The organism is Neolewinella agarilytica, assembly GCF_900110645.1.
Classification (GTDB): domain Bacteria; phylum Bacteroidota; class Bacteroidia; order Chitinophagales; family Saprospiraceae; genus Neolewinella; species Neolewinella agarilytica.
On sequence record NZ_FOFB01000043.1, the window covers coordinates 14,000 to 27,874 of the forward strand.

9 protein-coding genes are annotated in these 13,875 nt (G+C 52.6%); 4 read left to right on the forward strand and 5 right to left on the reverse strand.

Annotated elements, in window-relative coordinates:
- The first annotated feature begins 148 nt into the window (after window positions 1-148).
- Entirely contained in the window at window positions 149-667 is a 519-nt protein-coding gene (locus tag BM123_RS23225; RefSeq protein ID WP_175489524.1) for an HD domain-containing protein, read from the forward strand.
- Window positions 668-884: 217 nt separating this feature from the next.
- Entirely contained in the window at window positions 885-2,294 is a 1,410-nt protein-coding gene (locus BM123_RS23230; RefSeq protein ID WP_090173463.1) for an MBL fold metallo-hydrolase, read from the forward strand.
- 585 nt (window positions 2,295-2,879) lie between these two features.
- Here the strand turns inward: BM123_RS23230 and BM123_RS23235 are convergent.
- Window positions 2,880-4,184: an NAD(P)/FAD-dependent oxidoreductase gene (locus BM123_RS23235; protein ID WP_090173465.1), complete on the reverse strand. Its 1,305-nt coding sequence runs from the start codon at window positions 4,182-4,184 to the stop codon at window positions 2,880-2,882.
- Between the two features lie 317 nt (window positions 4,185-4,501).
- On the opposite strand from BM123_RS23235, the gene BM123_RS23240 reads away from it, so the two are divergent.
- On the forward strand, window positions 4,502-6,982 hold the full coding sequence (locus tag BM123_RS23240) for a glycoside hydrolase family 2 TIM barrel-domain containing protein (RefSeq protein ID WP_090173467.1): 2,481 nt from the start codon (window positions 4,502-4,504) through the stop codon (window positions 6,980-6,982).
- 205 nt (window positions 6,983-7,187) lie between these two features.
- Complete coding sequence (locus BM123_RS23245) at window positions 7,188-8,000, forward strand: hypothetical protein (RefSeq protein WP_090173468.1); 813 nt, start codon at window positions 7,188-7,190, stop codon at window positions 7,998-8,000.
- Window positions 8,001-8,058: 58 nt separating this feature from the next.
- Here BM123_RS23245 and BM123_RS23250 read toward each other — a convergent pair whose 3' ends face one another.
- The 4 genes from BM123_RS23250 to BM123_RS24320 all read right to left on the reverse strand — a co-directional run bounded on the left by BM123_RS23250 (window position 8,059) and on the right by BM123_RS24320 (window position 13,506).
- Window positions 8,059-11,106 carry a M4 family metallopeptidase gene (locus tag BM123_RS23250; protein WP_090173470.1) on the reverse strand — a complete coding sequence of 1,016 codons (3,048 nt, stop codon included), beginning with the start codon at window positions 11,104-11,106 and terminating at the stop codon, window positions 8,059-8,061.
- Between the two features lie 18 nt (window positions 11,107-11,124).
- Entirely contained in the window at window positions 11,125-11,559 is a 435-nt protein-coding gene (locus tag BM123_RS23255; RefSeq protein ID WP_090173472.1) for a hypothetical protein, read from the reverse strand.
- Between the two features lie 82 nt (window positions 11,560-11,641).
- Window positions 11,642-13,369 (reverse strand): sodium:solute symporter, encoded by a 1,728-nt coding sequence (locus BM123_RS23260; RefSeq protein ID WP_090173473.1) that lies wholly within the window; start codon window positions 13,367-13,369, stop codon window positions 11,642-11,644.
- Window positions 13,366-13,506 (reverse strand): hypothetical protein, encoded by a 141-nt coding sequence (locus tag BM123_RS24320; RefSeq protein WP_175489525.1) that lies wholly within the window; start codon window positions 13,504-13,506, stop codon window positions 13,366-13,368. The genes BM123_RS23260 and BM123_RS24320 overlap by 4 nt, the downstream gene beginning before the upstream one ends.
- Between the last annotated feature and the right edge of the window lie 369 nt (window positions 13,507-13,875).

The window sequence follows — 13,875 nt, forward strand, 5'->3', positions numbered from 1 at the left end:
GACCCTGCCTTTACTAACCGCATCTGTCTCTTCAGAACGGGGCCATCAGAGACACAGGCGGTAATACCTTTGAATAATGCTAGAAAAAGTTGCCAATCACTGCAGGAGAATCCTTTTGCAGTTCTGCTCTCACTTACCTTTTCACGATTTGGCGCATACTGAAGAGGTAGTCGGGAACGTCCGTCAGATTGGACAGAAATTAGGGCTCTCCCCCGAAGAGCTTGAGCCGGTGATCATCGCCGCCTGGTTTCATGATACCGGATTTAAGAAAATATATACCGGACACGAAAACGTAAGCATCCAACTTGCTAAAGAGTTTTTGCTCGCGGAAGGCTACCCGGAGGATTTGTTACAGGTAGTTATTAGCTGCATCGAAGCCACCCGTATGCCACAACGCCCGTCCGGTTTATTACCGGAGATACTTGCCGATGCAGATATATTTCACATCAGTAAGGAGAATTTCTTTTTTAGAAAACTACTGTTGCGTCGGGAGTGGGAAATGGTACTGTGTAAACGATATACAGACCATGAATGGCACCTTCTAAACCTGGACTTTTTATTGACGCACCGCTTTTTTACCCGCTTCGGAAAGCAGTTGTTAATGGAAGGACAGCACATGAATGAGCGAAAGGTGCAGAAGATATTAGCGTTCTATGCTGAGCAGTAATTTTGCTAAAAGCATATTTTTCGGAGTGCCATTGTGGGCGCGACCGCAGGTGGCAGGGTAGAGTGGAAAAACAATGATTTATGTCATGTATGCCATTGATTTCAATCAGTTTCTTCTGTGATTGAGCACACAGAAGGCAGTTGACAGCTGCTATAAATTTGTGGATGTAATCAGTGAATAACTGATCATCATTACAAGTTAATTAAATCATTACATCATGAAAGTTCAACAAATTTATACCGGCTGCCTGGCCGAAGCTGCTTACTACATCGAGAGTAAAGGGGAAGCCGTCATCATTGATCCATTACGGGAAACTAAGCCTTACCTGGAAATGGCAGAAAAAGATGGGGCGACCATCAAGTATGTATTAGAAACCCACTTCCATGCCGATTTTGTCTCCGGCCACCTCGATCTGGCTCGCCAGACCGGTGCTCAGATCGTATATGGCCCCAGCGCCGTACCAAACTTTGAGGCCTATATCGCGAAAGACATGGAAGTCCTCAAAGTGGGTGATGTAACGATTCAGGTGCTGCATACGCCAGGCCACACTATGGAAAGTTCCACCTTCCTGTTGCGGGATGAGAACGGCAAAGACTACGCCATTTTTACCGGTGATACGTTATTCCTGGGTGATGTCGGCCGGCCTGACCTGGCCATTAAGCAAGGGGAAATTACGGAGGAGGATCTCGCCGGATTCCTGTTCGACAGCCTGCGGAACAAAATTATGCCCCTTGCTGACGACGTGATCGTCTACCCTGGCCACGGCGCAGGCTCCGCCTGCGGTAAGAAGATGAGCAACGCCACCGAAGGAACTCTCGGTGAGCAGAAGCTATCAAATTATGCCCTGAGACCGAATATGAGCCGGGAAGAATTTATCAAAGAAGTGCTTACCGGCCTCGTCGCTCCCCCGCAGTACTTCCCTAAGAATGCTATGATGAATAAGATGGGCTATGAAAGCTTCGATAAGGTGCGCAAGCAGGGCACCCAGGCGCTTTCTGTCCGGGCTTTCAAAGCAGCATGGGCGGAAGAAGAAGCCCTTGTGATCGATGCACGTAAGAAGGAAGATTTTGCCAAAGGATTCATTCCCGGCTCCATCTTCATCGGCCTGGACGGCACCTTTGCTCCCTGGGTCGGTCTGCTGGTTCCAGACCTGCAGCAGTCGATTCTCTTCATTGCCAACCCCGGTGACGAAGAAGAAGTGGTAACCCGGCTGGCACGGGTGGGCTACGATAATGCCATCGGCTACCTCGAAGGTGGATTCGAAGCCTGGGAACAGGCCGGAGAGGACGTGGACAATATCCAGCAAATCTCCGCAGTGAAATTTGCGGACATGGCGACGGATACTTTGGATGTCATCGATGTACGGAAAGCCAGCGAGTACGCTGCCGAGCATCTCGTCCTTGCCAAAAACTTCCCACTCGATACCATTAACCAGACTATGAGTGAGCTCAACCCCGCTCAGCAGTACTACCTGCACTGTGCCGGAGGCTATCGCTCACTGATCACTGCCTCGATCCTGCGGGCACGTGGGTTCCGGAATCTGGTGAATGTTCAGGGAGGATTCGACGCTCTGAAAGAAACCGCTTTGGAGAGAACTGAATATGTAGAACAGACGACTGAACTGTAAACTGTAGCTTTTTTTTGGTTAATCTTTTTGCCCGCCACTCCATTTTTTTTGGAGTGGCGGACTTTTTTATTTAGGAGGCGGTTTTCCCTTAGCCTGTTTGTATCACGAGATGCGCGATTCATTAGAAAAACCTCTCCCCCGGCCCCTCTCCGGAGGAGAGGGGAGACGTCTCAGGTGGCTTGACCGTGCATTTCGTGATACACACCTTAGCCTGGAAACCGGTATTCCTTTGAGCCACCATCGCTTACCACCTTCCATTGCACCTGCGGTGAGCGCCCCGAAAACTTCAGGCACCTAATGGAACCTAAGCGGGTATGGCGTACTTTTTTTCAGGTAAAAGCCTTCGGCGGTGTGCCAGATGTAAGGGTACCTCTTAGTTGACCCTTAGTCGTCAGACCAACTTTCATTCGACTTCGTCAGGCTGAAAGAATTGGTCGGACGACCAGCTGCGCTTTATCTGATGAGCTTTCCACCGACTGCTAAAATGCGAAAGGGGGAGACCAGACTGGATCTCCCCCCCTCCAAGGGTTGCTGCGCAGTGAGTATCCGGTAAGTATCCAATACTTCCGGATCTTCCCGTACGGATTATACATCCTCTCCCTGCATCATTTTATTCCAGTACAGATAAGGCAACATATACTTCTTCAGTATCCATAGTCTCCAGTGCTCCTTTGAGCTGTCGCTGATCAGCATTTGCTTCAGCTTGGGATCAGGAGTGAAGTTGTTGTCATAGTCGAATTCTGCCAGCACCATTTTCCCATAATCGGTAACCAAAGGGCAGGAAGAATAGCCGTTGTAAGACTTGGTGCCCATTTTTTCGCTCCCGATCAGTTTGTCGATGTTGTCAACAACGATCGGGGCCTGCTTGCGGATTGCCGCACCGGTCTTTGCGGTCGGCAGGGCCGCAACGTCACCCAGGCCAAAGATGTTAGCGTACTTCTTATGCTGCATCGTGTGCTTGTCTACGTCCAGCCAGCCAGCCTCGTTAACGAGTGAGGACTCCTGAATGAACTTCGGGGCAACCGATGGCGGGGCGGTGTGGATCATATCGTAGTGAATGCCGTACCGACCGTCCTTGACGGTGACTTTAACGTCCTTGAAGTTGTGTACAAAAGTACCTTCCAATTGCTTGAAGTCGTCACCTGCCATCAGCGTACAGCCGCCGGCGGAAGGATCTTTGGTCAGCTCATACCAGGCAATTTGCTGGTCGGCATCCAGGGCAACGAGTTTGTGGTGAAAGCGCAGGTTAATGTCCTTTCGATTAACCACTTCCATCAGGGTTTTCTTGATTTCCGGGACGCCGAAGATGACCGTTCCGGCCGTAGCGAATACGATATCCGTCTTGGCTTTTACGCCGTTCTTACGCCAGTGGTTTTCGGCCAGGTACATAATCTTCTGGGGGGCACCGCCACATTTTATTGGGGTAGCGGGCTGGGTGAACAGGGCTGTTCCGCCCTTGAAGTTCCGGATTACGTCCCAGGTGTGTTTCGGGTCCGTATAGTTGCTGCACACGGAGCCTTTGTCCATGGCATCTCCGAGGCCCGGAACCAGGCTGAAGTCATACGCAAGGCCGGGTGCTACGACGAGGTAATCGTAGGTGATGTCACCGCTGCCGGCCGTCAGAACGGTGTTGTTGTCGGGGTCAAAACCGGTGGCCCGGTCTTTGATCCAGGTGGCTTGTTTGGGCATGATGGAGGCCATTGGCCGGGCGGTGCTCTCGTAGTCGTAAGTGCCGGCTCCCACCAGCGTCCAGGCGGGCTGGTAGTAGTGCGTCTCGGCGGGCTCGATGATGGCAAGGCTCGTTCGGTTTTTCTGCTTGATGAGCTGGCTGGCCACCATGATACCGGCGGTGCCACCGCCAATAACTAATACTTGGTAATGTGAAGGCATGATCAATCTGTAATTTATTTTCGTAAATATCGGAGGACGTTAACAGGGCGTTTGTGATGAGCATCACACAGTCTGTAATTCTAATCTTCCAAATTTCTCCACCACCGGAGCTGTTTCCTGCACAGTTGATACTACCGCTTTGAAATTAGGATTAATGGGGGGGGGCGTTCCTTCTTTCCCCGCACTTATGGTAAGCCCCGGCGTCCCAACCTACACCACCATTGGTTTTTTTACTCCTTGTTTACCGCAGAGCGTTTGCGCCTCCTTGCGACTAATTTGGGTAGACGGTACCTTCAGAATCAAATTATTTCACCGATATGAATACTTTGATTTTACGGCATTTTGCGCTTGGCTTTTTTTTGATTTTATCCGCTTCCTGTAGTGGTCCGAGGGCAACCATACATCCCACAAATTTTAATGATGGCTGGTCGTTTTCCCTGGACGGAGGCGACTGGAACAGCGTTCGGCTACCCCATGATTGGAGTGTCTCTTTTCCTTTCGATTCGATTAAGGGTGAAGGAGCTACCGGCTACCTTCTGGGAGGTGTCGGAGAATACCGTAAAACCTTCCCGACTTCGCCTGCTGCAGTGTCCTATCTCTATTTTGACGGGGTATACAACAATGCAACGGTTACCCTGAATGGAAAGGAATTGGGCGAACACCCGTACGGTTACAGTCCTTTTTACTACGATATCTCTAAGGTAGTCAATGGTGAAGGGGAGGAAAATGAGCTGAGCGTGAAGGTCGATCACAGCCGCTACGCGGACAGCCGCTGGTATTCCGGGTCAGGTATTTACCGGGAGGTCAGAATGTATAACGAGGCCGCCTTGCACATTCCGCCCTGGGGCGTTTTTGTGCGCACACCGGAGGTGTCAGGAGATGCCGCAAGCGTTCGCATAGAAGTGCAGGTGTTGAATAAAGGGCCGCAAACGCAGGATGCAAAGCTGGTGACCGATATTCTGGATCCTGCGGGAAAGATCGTTGCTACGCAAACTTCTTCCGTACCCCTTGAGGCCGGAGGAGAGCAGGGTGTAGTCCAGGAGATTCAGCTGTCCAATCCATTGCTGTGGGACGTAGACAGCCCCCAGCTTTATACGGCCGTTTCCCGCCTGGAGGCGGGGGGAGAGCGGAGCCGGGATTACCGCACTACTTTTGGTGTCCGCAGCTTCCGCTTCGACGCCGCTACTGGTTTCTACCTCAATGGCACTAATCGTAAGATCAAAGGGGTATGCCTGCATCATGATGGGGGCTTAGTCGGAGCTGCCGTCCCTAAGGCCGTCTGGCGTCGTCGCCTTCAGACCCTGAAAGAGGGTGGCTGCAACGCTATTCGTATCTCCCATAATCCTGGCTCTGAGGAGTTTCTTACCCTCTGTGATGAGATGGGCTTCCTGGTTCAGGATGAATTCTACGATGAGTGGGATTACCCCAAGGACAAGCGTAAAAACATGGGCGAGTCAACCTCTACGGACTACATCACCCGCGGCCACCACGAACACTTTCAGGAGTGGGCCAAAATCGATCTGCAAAACACCATTCTGGCGCACCGGAACCATCCGTCCATTATCCAGTGGAGTATTGGAAACGAGATCGAGTGGACCTACCCCCGGCAAAAAGAGACCACCGGCTTCTTCGGCGCCGATGCTAACGGTAATTATTTCTGGAACCCTCCTCCTTATTCCACCGAGAAAATCCGCAGCCTGCAGGAGTCCATCCCCCGAACAAAATACCATATTGGCGAAACCGCTCAGAAACTGGCCGATTGGACGCACGAGATAGACAGCAGCCGCCCGGTCATCGCCAACTGCATTTTACCCTCCGCCAGCTACGAGTCGGGCTACGCAGATGCGCTCGATATGATTGGCTTCAGTTACCGGCGGATTATGTACGACTATGCTAAGGAGAATTACCCCGATCTCCCGGTTATGGGGACGGAAAATCTGGCGCAATACCATGAGTGGAAGGCCATCATGGAGCGGCCCTGGGTCTCTGGCACCTTTCTTTGGACTGGTATTGATTACCTCGGAGAAAGTAATGGACACTGGCCTAAAAAACAGACGACTTCGGGAATGCTGGACCTGGCGGGGTTCACTAAGCCAAGCTACTTCATGATGAAGTCGCTGTGGACCGAGGAACCCATGATCTACCTCACCAGCCAGCAAGAGGCTAAATCTATCTTCAAGGTAGAAAACGGACAAGTGGTAGAACGTAAACCTGGCGCCTGGGAGCGCGCGCTCTGGAGCTGGCACGATGTAAATCATCACTGGAATTACACTGACGGAGAGACCATCATCATCGAAGCCCTGAGCAATTGCCCCGAAGCCGAACTCTTTCTTAACGGGAAAAGCCTCGGCCGCCGCCGTATGGCCGATAACCCCGACCACATCTATAAGTGGGCCGTGCCTTACACCAGTGGTGAGCTGATGGTAAAGGGGTACACTAATGGTGCAAGCCCTGAATACACGCTGCAAACCAGCTCAGAACCCGCCAAACTGAGCCTGCACACAGAGGGCAGCGGCGAGGAGGGCATTGTCCATCTTATCGTACAACTTGAGGACGCCAACGGTCATCCGGTCAGACACCTCTCCAGGGAACTTTCCTTTTCCGTCTCCGGGGCGGAGCTGTTAGGTGTAGACAATGGCGCTCCGACGAATACTTCCGCCTTTCAGGGAGGGAAAGTGAAGACGAATAACGGCCGCGCTCTGGCGATTGTACGTTTGCCTGATGAGCCGGCATCGATTACGGTTACGGCGGCCGGGCTGCCGGAGGCGGTGTTTAAGTTTGGGGAGATGGGCAAGTAATTCTTTATTTTGTTACAGGATTTTAATTAATTCCTCTGATGAACCCGTTTAAACTTTTTGCTGGGCAGTACTTGGTGCTCTGAGCTGGCCGCTCCGAAGCCAGGGAAAATCAGGGCTCGGATAAGGTCGCGAACGAAAAGTTTAAACGGGTTCGATTAAGGAAAGGGATTTTCTTTAGCTTACCTCTTCTTAAACATCACCTCTTATGCCCACCCCCATTGACTCCGTCTCCAACTACTGCCACCGCTGGTGCGAGCGTTGCCCGTTTACGGAGCGCTGTAGTCTCATCGCTCACGAGCGGGAATTCATGCCGAAGGAGATGCAACAGGAAATCTTGCCCTTGCCCAATGCCTTCCCGGCCATGAGTGGCCCTTTCAGCGATTTTCTAAGGCGGCTGGAGGATCAGTTGCAGCATCTTGGTAGCAGCCTGTCGGGAATTGGTTATGGGGTGGGAGAGGAGGAACCCCGGCCATCCGGGCTGCATCCTTCGGCCCTGTCCCGCTTAGCCATGGATGTGGCCGTTGCGGGCATGAAGGACCTGCGGGAAGCTCCGTGGATGCCCAACATCTACGATGGGGCCGACTTCAGTAAGCCCGGCGTACAGGCCGCGAAGGAATTCAGCTGGTATTCCATCATGATCGGGCCGAAGCTCCGTCGCTGCCTCCCGCATGAAATGCGGGGGACGGGACGAGGGGTAACGGATGGTTTCCATCTCGATGCGGCGCGCACCGCGCGCCTTACCCACCTTATCCTCGCCCGTACCATTGCTGGCATTACGGTGCTGCTGGAGCAGTATGGCTCGCCCGCCTGGGAAGACCTCCGCCCAACGCTGGAGGGCAGCCTTCGTTTACTGGCTGCTCTACGGGAACTGCACCCACGGACGCATGAGTACCGCCGTCCGGGCTTTGATGACCCCGCAGAACGATCCCATCTGGAAGCCTTCTACGATGGCTTCCCGCCGGTAGATCCTTTCGTGGATGGAACCTGGAGCCGGGGTGGGCGGGCGCCGGTGGAGTAAGGCAATGCGGACCTCGAAGTGTCCCGCAGTATTGCGGGACCTTCGAGCGTCCGCGGTATTACCGCCGAACCACCCGCCGAATGACCGTTCCCTTATTCGTAGGAATTGCCAGGAAGTAGGTGCCCGCTTTCAGACTGGATAGCCTTACTTCTGCTCTTGCTCCTGACATTGCCGTACGCTGTACTAAGCGGCCGGTAGCATCGAACAACTGCAAGGAACGTTCTTCCTGACCAAGAGCTTCCACCGTCACCATACCCTCGGTGAGGGTAGGGTAGACCTTTACATTCGGATCATCCACTACCGGACCATCAATACTGGTATCCAGCTGCCGCTGACCGTTAGCGAAGAAGATGCCCCAACTGCCTTCGCGGATGGTGACCGAAGGAGCCCCTTCGGTGGTGATCTTGTCGTCTCCCATCATTACCGTTGCGAGGATCCGCTCGCCAGACTCCAGCTCCCCGTCGAAAATAATCCGGTCGTCGTCCACTCCATAGTTCGGGTAGCCGAGGCGGAGATTGTTCCAGACAACGGCCGTTTCTCCTCGTTCGATGTTAGCGGCCACTACGGTATACTCGTCGTTGTTACTGTTGAGTCGCTCGAAAGCGATGATGTAAGGGGAGTTTTTGGCGAAGGTTGGGTTGCCAATACTGGTCCCTGGTTCAAGCGCACTGTAGAGCTTGGTGATGTTACCGTCACCATAGTTATCAGTATCATTATTCCAGGCTCTCAGGAAACCAATATCCCAGTATTCGATGCCGTCGTCCAGAAAGTTGAGGGCGTCGTACATCAGGAATTCACCTCCGGGTTCCCATTCGATGATATCGGCATAGCGGACATTATCCGTGCTTAACCCTCCTTGCGAAGTAGTCGGGTTAGTTAGCGTCATTTCCTGAAAGGTGTTAGACACCAGATCGAGGATGAAAATTTTATTGTCCTGGTCCGTAGTGGTAATGGCCAGCCGATCGCCGTCTTTACTGACGGCAATATTGCGCCAAATGGTACCGGGGTTTTGTTCTACGAATAACAACTGCCGATTAACGAAATCGTAGACCCGCAAACGATTTTGATCGTCTACGAAATAGGCTGCTGAACCATCGTCGGTGATGCTGGGGCGGCTGAGAATATTTACGGTTGCCAGCGGGTTTTCAATCAGGTTGCCACCTTCGTCGGCCAGGAAAAGTGCACTTCGACCGGTATTGGTTAGCAGTAAAAACCGGTCGCCGGTGTTTGTTTCGATGTCTTCTTCTACTTCACTGGCCTCGCCGCCAATGCCTACGGCTGCGAACGCATCATTGGCCGCAGTTTCTATTGCGGCACCGAACAGATCTCTCGCGGCACGCGCGACGGCAATGCGCAGGTCAGCGAATTGACTGTTACGGGTCAGGTACTCCGTCAGGGCACGGTAATAGACCCGTTCTGCGCGGGCATCCCCCACGCCGGTTGTTGTACTGAAGTTGTAAAAAGCACGGTTAGTAATGCCACTGTTGATGTGCACGCCGCCATGGTCATTGTCCTCGTTATTGGGCAAGACCACAAATTCGTTCATATGAGCGGGTTGCCACCCGCGATCTCCCAGGCGGTTACCACCATTATTCGGGTCGCGGAGGTTGCGGAGTGCGCCGGTACGAAACAACTGTGAATTCACGACGTCTTCTCCCAGCCGATGATCATTCGCTTCCCCTTCAATGAGGTAGCCAAATACGTCCGCCATAGATTCATTGATAGCACCGGGCTGAAGCTCATACACCAGATCGGCCGTAGAGGTGATTACTCCGTGGGTCATCTCATGGCCGGCTACGTCCAGCGCTCTGGGCAGGCTCTGGAAAGCCCGGTCTCCATTACCGTAGAACATCGCCCGCCCGCCCCAGAAAGCGTTGTCCATGTCCGTTCCGTCTTCATTGTTGACGTTGTAAATGGAGTATACCGTCCCACCAATACCATCGATGGAATTACGTTCGTGCTTGTCAAGAAAGTACGAGTAGGCAAGCCCCGCATTATCGTGTACGGAAACGGAAGTTGGTGACCAGTCAGTATTGTTGACCGAAGAGCTGATGGTCGGATCGAAACCATCATTCAACGGGCTTTGTCCTCCGGCATCAAAGGTATGGATCACGCCAACGGCTTCCCCGTCAAGGTTACGGAACATGGGCCGCGAAACATCAAAAAGAAAGAACTGGCCATCCTGACTGAAGGTATTTAGAGTAATAAGCTCATTGTTCAGGTTACGGACAGTAGCCGTTTCCGGGGGCAGGCTTGCGTGAAGGCCCGCAGAGCCACAAATGTGGCTCAGCTCATGGAGGGTCGCACCAGTGCGCGCGTCTACGTATCGGGTACGATGATTGGCCAGGTTGGGGTGAAGCTCCAGCTTGTAGGCTAATACCGGCGTATCGTTATGGTAGTATATGATCAATTCAGACTGCTCCTGTGGTTCTCCGATAAATACGAGTTGGGATTCGGGAATTATTTTCCACTCCGACCCAAAGCTGGTCCGGGCGGCAGCCAATGCTTCCGCCTCAGAAATAGTGGGCGTCAATTCAACACCTGCGGGGGTGGCTTGCAGTCGACCGAGGTAGGTGTCAAAGCCAGCAGAGGAACCAGCGTGCAGGAATGCATCCGCTGGTTCTACGGTCAGCCCCTGATACCGCTGTTGGAGTCTGACGTGTGTTTGCCCGAGCTCATCGGTGCGTATTTCGCCGAGAGAAACTTCTTGGTCAGGGTTTTCCAAACGAAGGTCTTTTGCCACCGCGTTCAGGTAGGCCCGGGCATCTTCTGCGTCGGGGAAATGCTTATCTAATCTGGCCGGCCGGCCATCAAGGTGAAAGACCTGCCCGTTTTGCTTGTCCGCAAATACTTTAACGCCTGCCGTGTAAGGCAAAGATGAAAGGTGAAGACGCGCTGGTTCAAACTTTACATTCGCTAAGCGCCCGCTATTACTGGTGGCTGATGCCTGACGCATCTTCAGCAGTTCAGGGTTGATTTCCAGGTCGTGAAGATCAGAAGTCGCTGCGCCTGAACCTGGCGGCGGAAGTGTCTTAAAGTTATTCTGCCCGCTTAGCGGGAGGAGAAACAATAAGGAGAAAACAAGGTAGTAAAAACGATTATTCATAGGAAGGGAGGAAATAGATCAATTATCGGTTTTGCGCAAACGCCTCACGGCCGTCATCAGGGAATTATAGCAGTTTTTTACCTCAGCGGTCGGGGCTCCACCCGGCTGCCTCCAGCTTATTTTTTCTGTAGTGCCATCGTGGTGATAGCTCATCGAAGTATTGTAGTTACCCGGAGGGGTGCCACTTTTAGGGAAGACCATTCCGGACAACTCAGCGCGTACCGTGCTCAGTTCAGCTTTGGTTAGTTTACCTACTTTCTCCAGCTTGCCTGTATACTCATCATCAAAGAGCAACCTTCCGTTATTAAGGAGGAGAACGTATTCCCGGCCGCCGCCCGTAATGCCTCCTTTACTGCCAAAACGTACGTGCTCTGCGGGTAGATTTTCCGGGGTGTACTGTTTACAGCCGGGGCAAAACAGTGCCGCCAGGAACAGGTAAAAGATCGCTCTCAATTGATTTGGTTTAGATAAAAAGTGATTCCAGTTGAGAGACGAAGATAATTGGTTCTTGGCTTTCTTTTGTTAAGGTGATTTTTTAATGTAGCCTTTCTTCAACCACCTCTCCTGTGGAAGAACGCCCTCCCTGAAATAAAACCGCCAGCCCCACCGTCAGCATACACCCGATCAGGTTTAACCAGAGGTAGGCCAGGTCGATGTAGCCCAATGAAGTGGCAATGAAGGTGCCGGCAACGAAGATTTCGGCGATGATGGCGGCAATGAGCACTGCCCGTCCGCCGACATGCTTAACGAAGAAAGCGACGGCAAAAACGCCCAGGATAACGCCGTAAAACAGCGAGCCGATGATGTTGACCGCCTGAATTAGGTTGTCGAACAAATTGGCGAAAGCCGCGAAGGTCAGGGCTACGCAGCCCCAGCCGATGGTGAGCCATTTACTGGCGGTAAAGTAGTGTGCATCGTCCTTGTCTTTGACAACACTGCGGCGGTAAATATCGACCATACTTGTCGTCGCCAGAGCGTTCAGTTCTGAGCTGGTGCTGGACATGGCGGCAGAGAAAATGACGGCCAGCAAAAGCCCCACTAATCCAATGGGCAGGTAGTTGATGATGAAGGTGATAAAAACGTAGTCCCGGTCTTCCACAATGGCGTCGGGGTCAACGGTAGTGATGAGCTCGTCTACCTGGGCGGCGATCTCGTTTCGGGCGTCGAGGGCCGCGGCCAGGTTGGTTTTGGCCGATAGGATACTGGCTTCGTTATCCCCCTGCATGGCTTCCACCATGGCGGTCGAAGCTGATTCGGCAGTAATGTTTATCGTAGCATATTCTTCTTCGAGGGCATCCAGATCCGCGGCATATTCGGAGGTTCTCACCTTGTCCAGGTTAGCTTTATTAAAGTGAATGGGAGGCGCCTGGAAGAGGAAAAAGACGAATACCATGATACCTACGAACAGAACCAGGAACTGCATCGGTACCTTAAAGATACCGTTGAAGAGTAAGCCCAGCCGGCTTTCCGTCAGGCTTTTACCGGAGAGGTAACGTTGAACCTGACTCTGGTCCGTTCCGAAATAACTCAGGAAAAGGAAGGTGCCGCCCAGTAGGGCCGACCAGAGATTGTAGCGATCGTTGAGGTCGAACTTGAAATCAAGCACCTCGAGTTTGCCGAGCTTGCCGGCAACGTTTAAAGCGTCCCCGAAGCTAACGTCAGCGGGCATCTTCATTACCACCACGACCCCGGCAGCGACCATGCCACAGAGAATGACGATCATCTGCTGTTTCTGGGTAACGGAGACGGCTTTAGTTCCGCCCATCACGGTATAGAAAATGACGACTACCCCGATAAGTAGTATCGTCAGCCCAAGCGACCACCCCAGAATGGAGGAAAGAATAATGGCCGGAGCATAAATCGTGATGCCGGCGGCGAGCCCCCGTTGGATCAGGAAGAGAATGGCCGTGAGGGTCCTCACCCGTACATCGAACCTGCCCTCCAGATATTCATAGGCGGTGTAGACGTTGAGCCGGTAGTAAATTGGCAGCACGAAAACACAAAGGATGACCATCGCGATGGGCAAACCAAAGTAAAACTGCGCAAAACCAAGACCGCTGTTGTACGCCTGCCCCGGAGTACTCAGAAAAGTAATGGCACTGGCCTGGGTGGCCATCACGGACAGGCCGATCGTGTACCACTTCAGGTCTTTATCGCCCAGCAAATAGCTCTTTACGTTGTCAACTTTGCGGGTCATAAGTACGCCATAGGTGACGATAGCGGCCAGCGTGCCGGTCATTACCAGCCAGTCAATAGTACTCATGCGTAAGCGTTGCTAAAAAGGTAAAACAAGACAATCAGGATCACGTGCAACACCAATACGAAGGTGTACATTCTTGGCCAGCTACCCAGCAAAGGGGGCTGTTCAGCCAGGTTTTGTTCGGGGTCTTTCAAGGACATGGCTGCAAGGTATGTGTTTGCAGTGGTATTTTGTACTACGTTTGTCGTAGAGTTTGTTAATGAGGCGCAAACGCAGGTGCAATGTTTCCCCCCCTCCAGGGCTAACGCATACTCGAAGCCGGACCCTCACCGCGAAGCAGCCCCGAAGGGAAAGGAACATTTTATCCTTCGCTCCGCTACGGAAAATGCACACTTCGAGGTCCTAAATTGGCAGTCTAGGACCTCGAAGTGTGCTCAGCCATGGAGCCGGAGGCGAAATTGCTGAGTTCCTTTGAGGTGCTATGGTTAAATCCTAGGCTTTAGCGATGTTTTTTATCTTTACGACTCAAGACCCTTGATGCGTCAGCTCATGGAGTCACTGTAGGCGAG